The following is a 16,206-nucleotide window of genomic DNA, read 5'->3' as shown; positions in this document are numbered from 1 at the left end:
CGGCGACTTGACCTCAACCTTGGTTGAGGCTGAATGCTCGAAGCCATGGACACCACACCTGCACCCACCACATCCCCCGCTCCCCTCAAGCCGCTCAAGGTCGCCGTCATCCTCGGCAGCAACCGCGAAGGCCGCTTCGGTCCGGTCATCGCCGACTGGTTCCTCGGCCGGGCCGCCCGCCACGAGGGCATCGAGACCGACCTCATCGACGTCGCCACCGCCCGCCTCCCCGACGCCCTCTCCTTCAGCCCCGCGCCCGAGGCGGCCGCCCGGGTCGAGGCGGTCTCGGCCCGGCTGGCGGCGGCCGACGCGTTCGTCGTGCTGACCCCCGAGTACAACCACTCCTTCCCCGCCCCGCTCAAGAACCTCATCGACTGGCACCGCGCCGAATGGCAGGCCAAACCCGTCGCCTTCGTCTCGTACGGCGGCAGGTCCGGCGGGCTGCGGGCGGTCGAGCAGCTCCGCCAGGTCTTCGCCGAGATGCACATGGTCTCCGTCCGCGACACCGTCTCCTTCCACAACGCGGGCGCCCTCTTCGACGACGAGGGGAACCACCGGGACCCGGCGGACGCCGAAGGGGCGGTCAAGGCGCTCCTGGACCAGCTGGCCTGGTGGGGCAACGCCCTGCGCGACGCCAGGAACCGGCATCCGTACAGCGGCTGACCGGCACTGGGCCGACAATCGGTGCAGGGGCGAGAGCCCGCCGTACTTGGAGGAGACCGACGATGACAGCGCCGCCGGCATGGCTGACCGTACTGACCACGACCGACAGCGAGGCGAAGGCCCACGAGCTGGCGCAGGGGGCGGTGGAGGCCCGGCTGGCGGCCTGCGCGCAGATCTCCGCGCCGGTCACCTCCGTCTACCGGTGGCAGAACGCCATCGAGTCCTCCGAGGAGTGGCAGGTGCTGTTCAAGACGGCGGCCGAGCGCTACGACGAGCTGGAGGAGTACCTCCAGGAGGCGCACGACTACGACACGCCCGAGATCATCGCGATCCCGGTGATCCGGGGCAGCGCCCGTTACCTCGGCTGGGTCACGGCGGAGACGGCCCCCGCAGCCGCCCTGTGACGGCGGCCATGAGCACCCTCGACCCAGGCTCCCCGCCCACCGGCGAACTGCCGTTCTTCGTGTACGGGACGCTGCTCCCCGGCGAACCCAACCACGACCTGTTCCTCCGGGGCCGTACGTCGGGGGAGCGGGCGGCCGTCCTGCCCCGGGCCCTGCTGTACGAAGGGCCCGGCTACCCGTACGCCATCGACGGCCACGGCCGCGTCCACGGCACCCTGCTCACCGCGGCACCCGGTGTGTACGGGGAACTGCTCGGGCTCCTGGACCACTTGGAGGAGTACCTCGGGCCCGGCCACCCGCGCAATCTGTACGAGCGGGTCGTCCGCGAGGTCGAACTGCCGGGGGAGCGCGGACCGGGGCAGGCGGAGCCGGGCAACAGCGGGCCGGGGCAGGCGGAGGCGGGGGAGCGCGGACCGGGGCAGGCGGAGCCGGGCAACAGCGGGCCGGGGCAGGCGGAGGCGGGGAAGACCACCACGCGCGCCTGGGTCTACCTCGCCGCGGCCGCCGTCACCCGGTCCCTGCGTACCGGCGGCAGCCTCATCGCCGAGGGGCGGTGGGTCACCGGACGGCCTCCAGGCGGACCGCGCACACCTTGAACTCCGGCATCCGCGACACCGGGTCCAGCACCGGGTTGGTCAGCGTGTTGGCCCGGCCCTCACCCGGCCAGTGGAACGGCATGAACACCGTGTCCGCCCGGATCGCCCCGGTGATCCGGGCCGGCGCCACCGCCCGCCCGCGTCGGGACACCACCGCGACGAGCCCACCCTCTGCCACCCCGATCCGCTCCGCGAGGCGCGGGTGCAGTTCCACGAACGGGCCCGGGGCCGCCGCGTTCAGCTCGTCCACCCGGCGGGTCTGGGCGCCCGACTGGTACTGCGCCACCACCCGTCCGGTCGTCAGCACCACCGGATACTCCCGGTCCGTCTCCTCGGCCGCCGCGCGGTGCACCACCGGGACGAAGGAGGCCCGGCCGTCCTCCGTCGCGAACCGGTCCAGGAAGAGCCGGGGCGTTCCCGGGTGGTCCGCGGCGGGGCAGGGCCAGAACACCCCGTCCTCGGCCGCGATCCGCTCGTAGGTGATGCCCGCGTAGTCGGCCGCGCCGCCCGCCGAGGCCCGCCGCAGCTCGTCGAAGACCTCGGCCGGGCCGGCCGGGAACCCCTTGCCGTGGCCCAGCAGTCCCGCGAGGCCGTGCAGCACCTCCAGATCGCTGCGCACCCCCTCCGGAGGGTCCAGGGCCCGCTGCCGCAGCAGTACCCGGCCCTCCAGGTTGGTGGTGGTCCCGCTCTCCTCCGCCCACTGCGTCACCGGCAGCACCACGTCCGCCAGCTCCGCCGTCTCGGAGAGGACCACATCCGCGACCGCCAGGAAGTCCAGCGACGCCAGCCGCCGCTCCACGTGCGAGGCGTGCGGGGCCGAGACCACCGGGTTGGAGCCCATCACCAGCAGCGCCCGCACGTCCTGGCCGAGCGCGTCCAGCAGCTCGTACGCGCTCCGCCCCGGCCCCGGCAGGCTGTCCGGGTCCACACCCCACACCCCCGCGACATGGCGACGGGCGGCCGGGTCGGTCAGCTTGCGGTAGCCCGGCAGCTGGTCGGCCTTCTGGCCGTGCTCCCGGCCGCCCTGCCCATTGCCCTGCCCGGTCAGACACCCGTACCCGGACAGCGGCCTGCCCGCCCGCCCGGTGGCCAGGCAGAAGTTGATCCAGGCACCCACCGTGTCCGTCCCCTTGGCCTGCTGCTCGGGGCCCCAACATCCCGAGTGCCAGGGCCAGATCGGTGCCGGGGCGGAGCGCCAGGTGCAGGTCGGCCTGTTCGGCGGTGCGGGTGCGGCGCGGGTCGATCACGATCAGCCGGCCCCCGTTGGCCTTCAGCTCGGTGAGATACCGCAGCGCGGGCGGCATCGTCTCGGCCAGGTTCGACCCGACCAGGATCACGCACCCCGAGCGTGGGATGTCCTCCAGCGGGAACGGCAGCCCCCGGTCGAGCCCGAACGCCCGCTGGTGCGCCGCCGCCGCCGAGGACATGCAGAAGCGGCCGTTGTAGTCGATCTGCGACGTGCCGAGCACCACCCGGGCGAACTTCCCGAGCGCGTACGCCTTCTCGTTGGTCAGCCCGCCCCCGCCGAACACACCCACCGCGTCCGCCCCGTGCGCCGCCCGCACCCCGCCGAGCCCCTCGGCGATCCGCCCCAGCGCCTCGTCCCAGCCCGCCTCCTCCAGCGCACCGCCGGGCCGCCTCCGTACCAACGGGGAGGCCGGCCGGACCCCTCGGCGCAGCACGGCGGGCGCACTGCGGCCCTTGCCGCACAACGCCCCCCGGTTGACGGGGAATGAGGTGCGCTCCACCACCTCGGCCACCGCCCCGCCGGCGACCGGGCGCAGGGTCATGCCGCACTGGAGGGCGCAGTAGGGGCAGTGGGTGGGGGTCTCGGCACCGGTCATGGGGCCCAGCCTGCGAGAGCGGTATTACGGGGACGGGGGCACCCGGTTACGCCCCGGGAACGCCCACCTCAGCCCGCAGCCCACGCCCCTGTGAGGTCCCGGGTCAGCTCCCCGGCCCACCTCCCGGTGAGCTTCTGCTCGGGGCGCCGAGATCCCGCGGCCCCCAGGTCCGTCAGCCCGCCGCCGAGGCCAGCGCCTCCGTCACGCCCGCCTCCCGCGGCCCCAGGAAGCGCGGATCCGGCCGGAGCAGGGCGTCCAGGGCCGCCTTCCCCGACGCGGCGAGCTCCCGGGCGCCGCCGTAGTACCAGGTCGCGTCCCGGGGCTCGACGGCGATCCCGTACGCGTCGATCCCGGCGGAGCGGCACAGTGTGGTCGCCCGGTGGATGTGGAAGCCCTGGCTCACCAGCACCGCCCGGTCGACCCCGAATATCTTCCTGGCCCGCACGCAGGAGTCCCAGCTGTCGAACCCGGCGTAGTCGCTGACGATCCGGTCGTCCGGCACCCCGCGCTCGGTGAGGTACGTGCGCATCGCGTCCGGCTCGTCGTACTCCACCCGGCTGTTGTCCCCGGTGACCAGGACGACCTTCACCTTCCCGGTCCGGTACAGCTCGGCCGCCGCGTCCAGGCGGTGGGCCAGGTACGCGGTCGGTCGGCCCTGCCACAGACCGGCGCCGAACACCAGGGCGACCTCCCGGGCCGGAGCGTCCGCCGTGGTCCCCACCCGGGCGTCGGCGCCCACCCGCATCCAGGTCGCGGGCAGCAGCGCCAGCACGCAGAGCGCCATCAGGCCCTGTACGGCGAGCCGCTGGGCCCGGCGGGACCGCGGCAGCCGCAGCCGCAGCCGCAACCGCAGCCGCAGCCATGGTCTGCGCTTCTCCGCGCCGGCCTCCGACGCCACCCGTGCCCCTCGCATCCCCCGCACGGGAACCCCCTCGTCGTTCGTACCGTCGTTCGGTCTCACCCCACCTGACGAGCGAAACGTCCGAAAGGTTCGCCGACGGGCAGAAACGGGTGCAGGCCCCCGCACCGCACACCGGCCACCACCCCTCCGTGAGGCGGCGGAAAACCCCCGTGACCCTCGCGCAACGGCCCGGCAACCTGCGCCCGGCACCATCGGTCCATGACGGAGCCGTCCATACAACAGCCTCGCCAGTCACCGCTTCCGCCCCCCGACAGCACGGCGCCCCCCCAACAGCACGGCGCCCCACGACAGCACGGCGCCCCCCAACAGCACGGCACCCCCCAACAGCACGGCACCCCCCAACAGCACGGCATCCCCCGGCGGCCACGGCGCCGTGCCCCTCGACAGCACCACGCAGCTGCTCATCCGCATCACCGCCCAGCTCGGCACCCAGCTCAGCCTCGTCTCCCGGAACGGAACCCGCAGGCCCATGCCCCGCACCCCGCCGCGCCCCGGCCCCCCACCGCCGCAGGCGTCCCGCCCACCCTGGTCGTGGTCGCCCACGGCAGCCGCGACCCGCGGGCCCTGCGGACCGTCCTCGCGCTCCTGGACCGGGTCCGCGACCTGCGCCCCGGCCTCGACGTCCGCCTCGGCCACATCGAGCTGAACCGGCCGCTCCTCCCGGACACCCTGGACGGCCTGCGCGGAGCCGACGCCGTCCTCGTACCGCTGCTCCTGGGACGCGGCCACCACGTCAAACACGACCTGCCCGCCGCCGCGGCTGCCGCCCCCGCCGTACGGACCCGGAGCGCCGCCCCCCTCGGGCCGCACCCGTTGCTGGTGGAGGCGCTGTACGGGCGGCTCGTGGAGGCGGGCTGGGACCCGGCCGACCACGGGGGCCGCCGTGCCGCCGTGGTCCTGGCCGCCGCCGGGTCCCGCGACCCGGACTCCGCCCAGGACACCCGGCGTACCGCCCGGATGCTGGCCGAGCGCCTCGGCGGGGTGCCCGTCGTCCCGGCGTACGCCTCCGCCGCCACCCCCACCGTCCCCGCCGCGCTGCGCGCGCTGGCCGCCCGGGGCCGGCACTGTACCTTCGTCGCCTCCTGCTTCACCGCACCGGGCCGCTTCGCGTCCGCCGCGGCCGACGCCGCCCCCCGGACCACCGCCGTTCCGCTCGGCGCCCACCCCGCGATGGCCCGCCTCCTCCTGCACCGCTACGACCAGGCACTGTCCCTCACGGCCCCCTCCGAAGCCGTGAGGTTGCTCGCTTCCGCCTGACTCCCCGGCCCGCTCACGACACGTTGTCCGTCCCGGTCGCTACTGTCGGGACCATGGACGGCACACAGGGCGTACGCGGGGCGGGACAGACACACGGCACGGACGGTGCGCGCGGCACACGGCGCGGGGCGGGACCTGTTCCGTACGGGCCAGCCGACACCGAGCGCTTCGACACCGAGCCGGACAAGCGCCCCGGCCGCACCGCCTTCCAGCGCGACCGGGCCCGGGTGCTGCACTCCGCGGCGCTGCGCCGGCTCGCCGGCAAGACCCAGGTCGTGACGCCCGGCACCCGCTCCCTCGTCTGGGACGCCAGCCCCCGCACCCGGCTCACCCACTCCCTGGAGTGCGCGCAGGTCGGCCGCGAGCTGGGCGCGGTCCTCGGCTGCGACCCGGACCTGGTGGAGACGGCTTGCCTATCGCACGACATGGGCCACCCCCCGTTCGGCCACAACGGCGAGCAGGCGCTCAACGACTTCGCCTCCGACTGCGGCGGCTTCGAGGGCAACGCCCAGTCGCTGCGGCTGCTGACCCGGCTGGAGCCGAAGCGGTTCGTCCGCGACCCGCGCACCGGCGACCTGGCCAGCGTCGGCCTCAACCTGACCCGCGCCGCCCTGGACGCCGCCACCAAGTACCCCTGGCCGCGCGGCGCGCACCCCACCGACCCGCACTCGGTAAAGTTCGGGGTGTACGCGGACGACCTCCCGGTCTTCGAGTGGGCCCGCAAGGGGGCGCCCGAGGACCGCACCTGCTTCGAGGCCCAGGTGATGGACTGGTCCGACGACGTGGCGTATTCGGTGCACGACTTCGAGGACGGGCTGCACGCCGGGCACATCGACCCCAACTGCCTCTACGCCGAGCCGGAGCGCCAGGAGATCTGGGCCGTCGCCATCGGCCGGTACGTCCCCGCCGACACCGACCCGCAGGAGCTGGCGGAGGCCCTGGACCGGCTGATCGACCAGGAGTGGTGGCCGCACGGCTACGACGGCTCCGCCGTGGCCCAGGCCCGCCTGAAGGACGCCACCAGCCAGCTCATCGGCCGGTTCTGCACCGAGGCCGAGACCGCCACCCGGGAGGTGTACGGACCCGGCCGCCTCACCCGGTACGGGGCGGAACTCGTCGTTCCGCGCACGGTCCGCAACGAGTGCGCGGTGCTCAAGGCGGTCGCCGACCGTTACGTGATGCAGCGCGCCGAGCAGGAGACCCTCCGTGCCGACCAGCGCGTCGTCATCGCCGAACTGGCCGCCGCCCTCACCGCCCGGGCCCCCGAGGGGCTGGAGCCGCACTTCCGGGCCCTGTTCGACCAGGCGCCCGACGACCACACCCGTAAGCGCGTCCTGGTCGACCAGATCGCGGCCCTGACCGACGCCTCCGCACGATCCCTGCACGCCGCGCTCACCGCCCGCCGAGGCTGAGAGGCAGACTGGAAACTGACCACTGGGGGTGACCTGTCCGGGGCACACCCTCTTTCGTCATCACGCTGCGTGCGGGACGCTCGCAGCCGGGGGCGCCGCGCAGCACAGTACTGAGGAGGCATCAAGTGGTCGACGCACATCGGACATTCGTCATCGTCGGAGCGGGACTCGCCGGGGCGAAGGCGGCCGAAACACTCCGCGCGGAGGGGTTCACCGGCCGGGTGATCCTCATCGGGGACGAGCGCGACCACCCCTACGAGCGGCCGCCGCTCTCCAAGGGCTACCTCGGCGGCAAGGAGGAACGCGACAGCGTCTTCGTGCACGAGCGCCCCTGGTACGCGGGCGCCGACATCGAGCTGCACCTCGGCCAGCCCGTCACGGTCCTCGACCGGTACGCGAAGACCGTGCAGCTCGGCGACAACACCGTCATCCACTACGACAAGCTGCTGATCGCCACCGGCTCCGAACCGCGCCGCCTCGACGTCCCCGGCACCGACCTGGCGGGCGTCCACCACCTGCGCCGCCTGGCCCACGCCGACCGGCTGCGCAACGTCCTGGCCGCCCTCGGCCGCGACAACGGTCACCTGGTGATCGCCGGAGGGGGCTGGATCGGCCTGGAAGTCGCCGCGGCGGCCCGGGGATACGGCGCAGAGGTGACCGTCGTCGAGTCGGAGCCCACTCCGCTGCACCAGGTCGTCGGCCCCGAGGTGGGCCAGATCTTCACCGAGCTGCACAGCTCGCACGGCGTCCGCTTCCACTTCGGCGTCCGCCTCACCGAGATCATCGGCCAGGACGGCATGGTGCTGGCCGCCCGCACCGACGACGGCGAGGAGCACCCCGCGCACGACGTGCTCGCCGCGATCGGCGCCGCCCCGCGTTCCGCGCTCGCCGAGGCCGCCGGGCTGGAGCTGGCCGAGCGGGCGCACGGGGGCGGCATCGCCGTGGACGCCTCGCTGCGCACCTCCGACCCGCACATCTACGCCGCCGGGGACGTCGCCGCCGTCGCCCACCCGCTGCTCGGCGTCCGGCTTCGCGTCGAGCACTGGGCCAACGCCCTCAACAGCGGACCGGCCGCCGCCCGCGCCATGCTCGGCCAGGACGTGACGTACGACCGGGTGCCGTACTTCTTCTCCGACCAGTACGACCTGGGCCTGGAGTACTCCGGCTGGGCGCCGCCCGGCTCCTACGACGAGGTGATCATCCGGGGCGACGCGGGGAAGCGGGAGTTCATCGCGTTCTGGCTCAAGGACCGCCGCGTCCTGGCCGGGATGAACGTCAACGTGTGGGACGTGACGGACACGATCCAGGAGCTGATCCGGGCCGGTCAGCGGCACGACCCGGAAGCACTGGCCGACCCGTCGGTGCCGCTGGAGTCCCTGCTCTGACCGCCCCCGGGGGGCGAGGGCCGGCCACCCGCGCCCCTGGGCCGGGTCCGCTCTGCCACCGGCATACGCTGCCGCGCGTGGAGCACGACGACGCCGAGCTGGACAGCCTCGTACGCCAACGCATCCGCGCCCTGCGGGTGGCGCAGGGCTGGCCCCTGGAGGAGCCGGCCGGCCGGGCGAACCTCGGCCAGTCCTCGCCCAGCCGCATCGAGAACGGGCAGCGCCGCCTCGCCCTGGACCAGCTCGTCACCCTCGCCCGCGCCCTGGACACCTCGCTCGACCAGCTGGTGGAGACCGCGTCCGACGACGTCGTCACCAGCCCGGTGATCGACGCCGCCCACGGGCTGATGCGCCGGCCCGTGCAGGGCGACCCCGGCATGACCGTCGTACGGCAGCGGATGACCGAGCCGCCCCCCGACAACCCGTCGCGGATGCGCGCGCACCCCGGCCGGGAGCGGCCGGTCGTCCTCTCCGGCACCGCGGTCCTCATGCTGGGCCACCGCCGCTTCCGCGTCGAGACCGACCAGGCGGCCGATTTCCCCACGATGCTGCCGCACGTGATCGGCGCGGAGGGCGGCCCGTGCGGCAGCATCGTGGGGAACTCCGCACAGGCATGACCGCCCTGGCGTACGCACCGTACGCACCGAACGCGCCGTCCGGGCCGCCCGCCGCACCGGCTGACCCCCGGCCGGCCCCCGAAGCGGCAGAGGTGGAGCCCTGCGGGCGCCGGGTTGTCCGAGCCCACCCGTAGACTTCATGCGTGGCTGGCAGGATCAACGACGACGACGTGAAGGCGGTACGGGACGCGGTCCCGATCGACTCCGTCGTGTCCGAATACCTCCAGCTGCGCAGCGCGGGCGGCGGAAACCTCAAGGGACTCTGCCCCTTCCACGACGAGAAGTCCCCCTCCTTCCAGGTCAGCCCCGGCAAGGGCCTGTTCCACTGCTTCGGCTGCCAGGAGGGCGGCGACACCATCGCGTTCGTGATGAAGATCGACCACCTCTCCTTCTCGGAGACGGTCGAGCGCCTGGCCGCCAAGGCGGGCATCACCCTGCGGTACGAGGAGGGCGGCTACAACCCCTCCCACCAGCGCGGCGAACGCATCCGGCTGATCGAGGCCCACCAGGCCGCCGCCGAGTTCTACGTCCGCGCGCTGGAGAGCCCCGAGGCGGAGATCGGCCGGAAGTTCCTCGCCGAGCGCGGTTTCGACCAGGACGCCGCCTCCCACTTCCGCGTCGGCTACAGCCCGGCCGGCTGGGACCACCTCACCCGTTATCTGCGCGGCAAGGGCTTCAGCGACAAGGAGCTGATCACCTCCGGCCTCTCCCAGGACGGCCGCCGCGGCCCCATCGACCGCTTCCGCGGCCGGCTGATGTGGCCGATCAGCGACACCGCCGGCGAGATCGTCGGCTTCGGCGCCCGCAAGCTGCGCGACGACGACAACGGCCCGAAGTACCTGAACACCCCCGAGACCCCCGTCTACAAGAAGTCCCAGGTGCTCTACGGCATCGACCTGGCCAAGAAGGACATCGCCAAGGCCAGCCGGGCCGTCGTCGTCGAGGGCTACACCGACGTCATGGCCTGCCACCTCGCCGGGGTCACCACCGCCATCGCCACCTGCGGCACCGCCTTCGGCAACGACCACATCAAGATCCTGCGCCGCCTCCTCATGGACAACGGCAGCGCCCGTGTGATCTTCACCTTCGACGGCGACTCGGCCGGTCAGAAGGCCGCCCTGCGCGCCTTCGAGGACGACCAGAAGTTCGCCGCCGAGACGTACATCGCCATCGCCCCGGACAACATGGACCCGTGCGACCTGCGCCTCGCCAAGGGGGACGACGCCGTACGCGACCTGGTCGAACCGCGCACCCCGCTCTTCGAGTTCGCCCTGCGCCAGATCGTCGGCCGGTACGACCTGGAGACCCCGGCGGGCCGAGCGGCCGCGCTCGACGAGGCCGCCGCCGTGGTCGCCAAGATCAAGACCAGCAGTGTGCAGCGCGAGGTGGCGGTCCAGCTCGCCGGGCTCGTCGGCATCCTCGACCAGGAGTTCGTCGTCCGCCGCGTCGCCCAGCTCGCCCGCTGGGCCCGCGACAAGGGCGGCGACGCGCGCGGCGGCCGGGGACCGGGGCCCCAGGACCGGCGCGGCGGCCCTCCCCAGCAGGCCGTCCAGGCCCCCACCGCCCCTTCCGGCCCCGCGCTCAACCTCCGCAGCCCCGCCCACCGCACCGAGCGCGAACTGCTCAAGCTCGCCCTCCAGAAGCCCGCCCTGGTCTCCCCCGCCTTCGACGCCTACGGCGTGGACGAGTTCACCGCCCCGCCCTACGCCGCCGTGCGCCGGTGCATCGCGGAGGCGGGCGGCGCCGAGCGCGGCCTCGGCGACGACCGCGAGTATCTGGTCGCCGTCATGGACGCGGCCCCCAACAACACCGTGCGCAGCCTCGTCACCGAGCTCGCCGTCGAGGTCTTCATGGGCCGGACGATCGACGAGACCTACGCCGGCATGCAGCTCGTCCACGTCCGGCTGCGCGCCGTCGACCGCCGGATCGACGACGTACAGGGCAGCCTCGCCCGCCTCGGCAGCCACGTCGCCCCCGACGACCTGGCCGCCGCGCAGAACGAGGTCTGGGTGCTCCAGCAGTACGCGCAGTCCCTGCGGGCGAGGGGCGCCGACGCGCTCTGAGCGCGCACCAGGACCTCCGGGACCAGTAACCGCCCGGTGACCGACCGGAATCAGAAAGTCCCCGCACGCCCCTCGTGGCAACCCTGTGCCGTGCCCCACACTGGGGCTTCCAGCGTCATCCGGCAGCGATCACCTGGAGGCCGCCCCCGTGCAGACCCGGACCGTGACGACCACGACCGAGCACATGTCGGCGATCCCGGTGCAGCACCGGGCCGTCCACCACCCGGAGAATCCCTCGGGGAACCCCCCGGAGACCGCGGCCCGCCCGCCCGCGAGCGCACCCGAGGCAGTCATGGAGGAAGCGGAGCACGTCCCCGAACCCCGGGAGGCGCGGAGCCGGACGGACAACGGTGGCCCCACCTCCGACCTCTTCCGGCAGTATCTGCGCGAGATCGGCCGCATCCCGCTGCTCACCGCCGCCGACGAGGTCGAGCTGGCGCGCCGGGTGGAGGCCGGACTCTTCGCCGAGGAGCGGCTCGCGGGCACCCCGGACCTGGACTCGCGGCTCGCGGTCGACCTGGACCGGCTCGTGGTCATGGGCCGCACGGCCAAGCGCCGGCTCATCGAGGCCAACCTCCGCCTGGTCGTCTCCGTCGCCAAGCGGTACGTCGGCCGGGGGCTGACCATGCTCGACCTGGTCCAGGAGGGGAACCTCGGGCTGATCCGGGCCGTGGAGAAGTTCGACTACGCCCGGGGCTACAAGTTCTCCACGTACGCGACCTGGTGGATCCGCCAGGCCATGTCCCGCGCCCTGGCCGACCAGGCCCGCACCATCCGCGTCCCGGTCCACGTCGTGGAGCTGATCAACCGCGTGGTCCGCGTCCAGCGCCGGATGCTCCAGGAGCGGGGGTACGAGCCGACCGCCGAAGAGGTCGCGGCCCAGCTCGACCTGACCCCGGAGCGGGTCACCGAAGTCCTGCGCCTGGCCCAGGAGCCCGTCTCCCTCCACGCCCCCGTCGGCGAGGAGGACGACGTCTCCTTCGGCGACCTCATCGAGGACGGCGACGCCGCCTCACCCGTGGAATCCGCCGCCTTCCTGCTGCTGCGCGAACACCTGGAGGCGGTCCTCTCCACCCTCGGCGAGCGTGAACGCAAGGTCGTCCAGCTCCGCTACGGCCTGGACGACGGGCGGCCCCGCACCCTGGAGGAGATCGGCCGGATCTTCGGCGTGACGCGCGAACGCATCCGCCAGATCGAGTCCAAGACCCTCAGCAGGCTGCGGGACCACGCCTTCGCCGACCAGCTCCGCGGCTACCTCGACTGACCCCGGGCGCCGACGCCTCAGTCCACCTCCGCCAGAGCCTGGGCGAACTGGGCCGCGTACAGCCGGGCATAGGCACCCCGGGAGGCCAACAGCTCCTCGTGCGTGCCCTGTTCGACGATGGACCCGTTCTCCATGACCAGGATGACGTCGGCGTCCCGGATCGTGGAGAGCCGGTGCGCGATCACGAACGACGTACGCCCGTGGGCCAGGCGCGCCATCGCCTTCTGGATCAGCACCTCGGTCCGGGTGTCCACCGAGCTCGTCGCCTCGTCCAGGACCAGGATCACCGGGTCCGAGAGGAAGGCCCGCGCGATGGTGATCAGCTGCTTCTCGCCCGCGCTGACCCCGGAACCCTCGTCGTCGATCACCGAGTCGTACCCGTCGGGCAGCGTCCGGATGAAGCGATCGGCGTGCGCGGCCCGGGCCGCCTCCTCGATCTCTTCCCGGCCGACCTCGCGCGCAGCGCCGTACGCGATGTTCTCCGCGATCGACCCGCCGAACAGCCAGGTGTCCTGGAGCACCATCCCGATCCGGGAGCGCAGATCGTCCCGGGACACCTTCGCCACATCGACCCCGTCGAGCGCGATCCGCCCGCCGGTCACCTCGTAGAACCGCATCAGCAGGTTGACCAGCGTGGTCTTGCCCGCGCCGGTCGGACCGACGATGGCGACGGTCTGCCCCGGCTCCACACCCAGCGACAGACCCTCGATGAGCGGCTTCTCCGGCTCGTAGCGGAAGGACACCTTCTCCAGCGACACCCGGCCCGACAGCTTCTCGGGCAGCTCACCGCGCTCCGGATCCGGCCCCTGCTCCTCCGCGTCCAGCAGCTCGAAGACCCGCTCGGCCGACGCGACCCCGGACTGCACCAGGTTCGCCATCGAGGCGACCTGCGTCAGCGGCATCGAGAACTGCCGGGAGTACTGGATGAAGGCCTGTACGTCACCGATCGACAGGGTGCCCGAGGCGACCCGCAGACCACCGACGACGGCCACCAGCACGTAGTTGATGTTCGAGATGAAGAACATCAGCGGCTGCATCAGCCCGCTGGCGAACTGCGCCTTGAACCCGGCCTCGTACAGCGCGTCGTTCTGCTCGGCGAAGTCCCGCGCGGACTCCTCCTGCCGCCCGAACACCTTCACCAGGTTGTGCCCGGTGTACATCTCCTCGACGTGGGCGTTGAGCTTCCCCGTCACCCGCCACTGCTGCACGAACTGCGGCTGCGACCGCTTGCCGACCTGCGTCGCCACGACCACCGAGAGCGGGATCGTCACCAGCGCGACCAGGGCCAGCAGCGGCGAGATCCAGACCATCATGATCAGTACGCCGACGATGGTCAGAGCTGAGTTGATGAGCTGGCCCATCGTCTGCTGGAGCGTCTGCGAGATGTTGTCGATGTCGTTGGTGGCCCGGCTCAGCACCTCACCGCGCTTGGCCCGGTCGAAGTACGACAGCGGCAGCCGTGCCAGCTTCGTCTGGAGGTCCTCCCGCAGCCGGAAGACGATCCGGTTGATCACCCGGATCGACAGCCGGGTGGAGACCAGCATCAGCGCCCCTGCGGCCACGTAGATCACCAGCACCGCCAGCAGGACACCGCCCACCGCGCCGAAGTCGATGCCCTGCCCCGGGGTGAAGTCCACCCCCGAGAGCATGTCGGCCATCGAACCGCTGCCCTCCTGGCGCAGCCCCTCGATCGCCTCCGCCTTGGTGGTGCCCTCCCGCATCTGCCGGCCGACCACCCCCGCGAAGATCAGGTCGGTCGCCTTCCCGAGGATCTTCGGCCCGGCCACCGACAGCGCCACGCTGATGGTCACCGCGCCCAGCATCAGATACAGCGAGGCCTTCTCCTGGCCGAACCGTCTCAGCAGCCGCTTGCTCGACCCCTTGAAATCCATCGATCGCTCGGTGGGAGCGCCCCCGGCCATCATCCGTCCGCCCGGACCGGCCATCACGCGGCCTCCGCTTCCGTCAGCTGGGAGAGCACGATCTCCCGGTACGTTTCATTGCCGTCCATCAGCTCGTGATGGGTTCCGCTGCCCACGACCCGCCCCTCGTCCAGCACCAGGATCCGGTCGGCGTCGCGGATGGTGGAGACCCGCTGCGCCACGATCACCACCGTCGCCCCGGCCGTCTCCCGGGCCAGCGCCGCCCGCAGCGCGGCGTCGGTCGCGTAGTCCAGCGCCGAGAACGAGTCGTCGAAGAGATAGATCTCCGGCCGCTGCACCAGCGTCCGGGCGATGGCGAGCCGCTGCCGCTGACCGCCGGACACATTGGTGCCGCCCTGCGCGATCGGCGCCTCCAGCCCGTGCTCAAGACCCGCCACGAACTCCTTGGCCTGCGCCACCTCCAGCGCGTGCCACAGCTCCTCGTCGGTGGCGTCCGGATTCCCGTACCGCAGGTTCGTCGCGACCGTCCCGGAGAAGAGGTACGGCTTCTGCGGCACCAGGCTCACGGTCTTCGCCAGCAGCACCGGATCGAGCGTCCGCACGTCCTCGCCGTCGACCAGCACCTCGCCGTCCGTCACATCGAACAGCCGGGGTACGAGACCGAGCAGCGTGGACTTCCCGCTCCCCGTCGACCCGATGATCGCGGTGGTCTCCCCGGGGCGCGCCACCAGATCGACCGCCCGCAGCACCGGCTCCTCGGCGCCCGGATACCGGAACTCCGCACCGCGCACCTCCAGATGCCCGTGCCGCCGCAGCTCGGTGACGGGAGAGACGGGCGGCACGACGCTCGACTCGGTACCGAGCACCTCCTCGATGCGCTCGGCGCACACCTCGGCGCGCGGCACCATCATGAACATGAAGGTGGCCATCATCACGGCCATCACGATCTGCATCAGATAGGCGAGGAACGCGGTCAGCGCACCGATCTGCATCCCCCCGCTGTCGATGCGGTGCGCGCCGAACCACACCACCGCGACGGACGACAGGTTGACCACCGTCATCACGGTCGGGAACATGAGCGCCATCAGCCGCCCGGTCGCCACCGACACATCGGTCAGCTCGGTGTTGGCACCCCGGAACCGCTTCTCCTCGTACGCGTCGCGGACGAACGCCCGGATCACCCGGTTGCCGGTGATCTGCTCGCGCAGCACCCGGTTCACCGTGTCCAGCCGCTCCTGCATCGTCCGGAACAGCGGCCGCATCCTCTTCACGATGAGGCTCACCGAGATCCCGAGCACCGGCACCACCGCCAGCAGCACCGCCGACAGCGGCACGTCCTGCCCGAGCGCCATGATGATGCCGCCGACACACATGATCGGCGCCGACACCATCAGCGTGAACGCCATCAGCACCAGCGTCTGGACCTGCTGGACGTCGTTGGTGGTCCGGGTGATCAGCGAGGGCGCCCCGAACCGCCCGAGCTCCCGGGCCGAGAACGACTGCACCCGGTCGAAGACGGCTGCCCGCACGTCCCGCCCCAGCGCCGACGCGGTCCGGGCGCCGTAGAAGACGGCCCCCACATTGCAGAGCACCTGGAGGACGCTGACGGCGATCATGAGACCGCCGAACTCCAGGATGTAGCCGGTATCGCCCTTGACGACACCGTTGTCAATGATGTCCGCGTTCAGGCTGGGCAGATACAGGGTGGCGCAGGTCTGGAGCAGCTGGAGGAGGACCAGCAGCGCGATGGGTTTCTTGTACGGGGCCAGATGGGCCCGCAGGAGTTTTATGAGCACGCGTGTCTCTCGGAGTCGGCGGAGGACAGAAGCCGACCCAGTTTCGCGTACGCCGTACTCGGAGGGCGAACGGTTTTCCGAACTCCGGACGAGGCCGGGA

Annotated in this window: 11 protein-coding genes and 2 pseudogenes; 9 read left to right on the top strand and 4 right to left on the bottom strand. The window is 72.5% G+C overall.

The genetic code is table 11. The features are described from left to right. Positions 1-45: 45 nt before the first annotated feature. The 3 genes from ACIQAK_RS03190 to ACIQAK_RS03180 all read left to right on the top strand — a co-directional run bounded on the left by ACIQAK_RS03190 (position 46) and on the right by ACIQAK_RS03180 (position 1,663). Positions 46-663, top strand: a complete 618-nt coding sequence (locus tag ACIQAK_RS03190) for an NAD(P)H-dependent oxidoreductase (protein WP_366388038.1) — start codon at positions 46-48, stop codon at positions 661-663. A gap of 62 nt (positions 664-725) precedes the next feature. Continuing rightward, positions 726-1,067 carry a divalent-cation tolerance protein CutA gene (gene cutA, locus ACIQAK_RS03185; RefSeq protein ID WP_366388039.1) on the top strand — a complete coding sequence of 114 codons (342 nt, stop codon included), beginning with the start codon at positions 726-728 and terminating at the stop codon, positions 1,065-1,067. Then, positions 1,064-1,663: a gamma-glutamylcyclotransferase family protein gene (locus tag ACIQAK_RS03180; RefSeq protein ID WP_366388040.1), complete on the top strand. Its 600-nt coding sequence runs from the start codon at positions 1,064-1,066 to the stop codon at positions 1,661-1,663. The genes cutA and ACIQAK_RS03180 overlap by 4 nt, the downstream gene beginning before the upstream one ends. Here the strand turns inward: ACIQAK_RS03180 and ACIQAK_RS03175 are convergent. Both ACIQAK_RS03175 and ACIQAK_RS03170 read right to left on the bottom strand, forming a co-directional pair. Then, positions 1,626-3,507: pseudogene (locus ACIQAK_RS03175) on the bottom strand (molybdopterin oxidoreductase family protein). The gene ACIQAK_RS03180 and the pseudogene ACIQAK_RS03175 overlap by 38 nt on opposite strands. Positions 3,508-3,679: 172 nt before the next feature. After that, on the bottom strand, positions 3,680-4,420 hold the full coding sequence (locus ACIQAK_RS03170; protein ID WP_401847758.1) for a vancomycin high temperature exclusion protein: 741 nt from the start codon (positions 4,418-4,420) through the stop codon (positions 3,680-3,682). 382 nt (positions 4,421-4,802) lie between these two features. Here ACIQAK_RS03170 and ACIQAK_RS03165 point away from each other — a divergent pair. The 6 genes and pseudogenes from ACIQAK_RS03165 (at position 4,803) to ACIQAK_RS03140 (ending at position 12,427) form a co-directional block, all read left to right on the top strand. Beyond that, positions 4,803-5,686 (top strand): annotated as a pseudogene (locus ACIQAK_RS03165) (sirohydrochlorin chelatase). A 53-nt stretch (positions 5,687-5,739) separates the two neighbouring features. Next, complete coding sequence (locus tag ACIQAK_RS03160; protein WP_366388041.1) at positions 5,740-7,098, top strand: deoxyguanosinetriphosphate triphosphohydrolase; 1,359 nt, start codon at positions 5,740-5,742, stop codon at positions 7,096-7,098. Between the two features lie 125 nt (positions 7,099-7,223). Beyond that, positions 7,224-8,483 (top strand): FAD-dependent oxidoreductase, encoded by a 1,260-nt coding sequence (locus ACIQAK_RS03155; RefSeq protein ID WP_366388042.1) that lies wholly within the window; start codon positions 7,224-7,226, stop codon positions 8,481-8,483. Positions 8,484-8,560: 77 nt separating this feature from the next. Continuing rightward, entirely contained in the window at positions 8,561-9,100 is a 540-nt protein-coding gene (locus ACIQAK_RS03150; RefSeq protein ID WP_366388043.1) for a helix-turn-helix domain-containing protein, read from the top strand. A 143-nt stretch (positions 9,101-9,243) separates the two neighbouring features. After that, the gene (gene dnaG / locus ACIQAK_RS03145; protein ID WP_366388044.1) at positions 9,244-11,163 is read left to right on the top strand and encodes a DNA primase; all 1,920 of its coding nucleotides are present in this window, start codon (positions 9,244-9,246) and stop codon (positions 11,161-11,163) included. A gap of 148 nt (positions 11,164-11,311) precedes the next feature. Next, positions 11,312-12,427, top strand: a complete 1,116-nt coding sequence (locus ACIQAK_RS03140; RefSeq protein WP_366388045.1) for an RNA polymerase sigma factor — start codon at positions 11,312-11,314, stop codon at positions 12,425-12,427. A gap of 17 nt (positions 12,428-12,444) precedes the next feature. Here the strand turns inward: ACIQAK_RS03140 and ACIQAK_RS03135 are convergent, their stop codons facing one another. Together ACIQAK_RS03135 and ACIQAK_RS03130 are read right to left on the bottom strand one after the other, a co-directional pair. Then, positions 12,445-14,373: an ABC transporter ATP-binding protein gene (locus ACIQAK_RS03135; RefSeq protein ID WP_366388046.1), complete on the bottom strand. Its 1,929-nt coding sequence runs from the start codon at positions 14,371-14,373 to the stop codon at positions 12,445-12,447. Then, positions 14,373-16,106, bottom strand: coding sequence for an ABC transporter ATP-binding protein (locus tag ACIQAK_RS03130; RefSeq protein WP_366388047.1), 1,734 nt, complete (start codon positions 16,104-16,106; stop codon positions 14,373-14,375). The genes ACIQAK_RS03135 and ACIQAK_RS03130 overlap by 1 nt, the downstream gene beginning before the upstream one ends. Between the last annotated feature and the right edge of the window lie 100 nt (positions 16,107-16,206).

Origin of the sequence: Streptomyces sp. NPDC088706, from assembly GCF_044752765.1 — a bacterium.
In the GTDB taxonomy this organism is placed as follows: domain Bacteria; phylum Actinomycetota; class Actinomycetes; order Streptomycetales; family Streptomycetaceae; genus Streptomyces.
The sequence above is the reverse complement of the archived record's forward strand: the minus strand, read 5'-3'. Positions and strand labels throughout refer to the sequence as shown.

Coding starts and splice junctions, on each gene's coding strand:
- ACIQAK_RS03160 (WP_366388041.1), top strand. CDS start 5,740: ATGGACGGCACACAGGGCGTACGCGGGGCGGGACAGACACACGGCACG.
- ACIQAK_RS03135 (WP_366388046.1), bottom strand. CDS start 14,373: ATGGCCGGTCCGGGCGGACGGATGATGGCCGGGGGCGCTCCCACCGAG.
- ACIQAK_RS03170 (WP_401847758.1), bottom strand. CDS start 4,420: ATGCGAGGGGCACGGGTGGCGTCGGAGGCCGGCGCGGAGAAGCGCAGA.
- ACIQAK_RS03190 (WP_366388038.1), top strand. CDS start 46: ATGGACACCACACCTGCACCCACCACATCCCCCGCTCCCCTCAAGCCG.
- cutA (WP_366388039.1), top strand. CDS start 726: ATGACAGCGCCGCCGGCATGGCTGACCGTACTGACCACGACCGACAGC.